This is a genomic window from Tritonibacter sp. SIMBA_163 (genome assembly GCF_046535935.1).
In the GTDB taxonomy this organism is placed as follows: Bacteria; Pseudomonadota; Alphaproteobacteria; order Rhodobacterales; family Rhodobacteraceae; genus Epibacterium; species Epibacterium scottomollicae.
This window is the reverse complement of record NZ_JAWJBP010000130.1, coordinates 1-435: the sequence shown is the minus strand read 5'-3', so window position 1 is coordinate 435 and position 435 is coordinate 1. Positions and strand designations below refer to the sequence as shown.

The window sequence follows — 435 nt, the reverse complement described above, 5'->3', positions numbered from 1 at the left end:
CTGCGTGCCGGTCACAGGCGCAGCATCATTGCCGGCTGCATCCGCAAACACGACTTCCGCCGTCACCGTCGGCGTCGCAGCACCGGCAAGCGCACTGCCGGGAACCGAAGCCGTCCATGTGCCGTCGCCATTGGAAACTGCCGCATAAGGCACGCCATCGACAAGCACGTTCACCGTCGTCGTCGCAGCATCCGAAGGCGGGTTGGTGATCGTTACCGTTCCCGCAACATTGCCTGCCGCCTCGGCGGCATTGACCACACCGTCACCGGCAATCGCACCAACCGTCACGGTCGTCGCACTCGTGTCCGGCGGGGTCGTGTCACTCGAAGTCCACGTGCCGCTTCCCGTTCCCGGATTGCCTGCAGGATCGGTCACCGCAACCGTCACATTGCCATCGGGCTGTTCAGCCGGGGCCGTCGCCGTCCATGCGCCGGT

Annotated in this window: 1 pseudogene; it reads right to left on the bottom strand. The window is 65.7% G+C overall.

Annotated elements, in window-relative coordinates:
- A pseudogene (locus tag R0J92_RS21760) lies at positions 1 to 435 on the bottom strand (hypothetical protein); the annotation flags it as partial.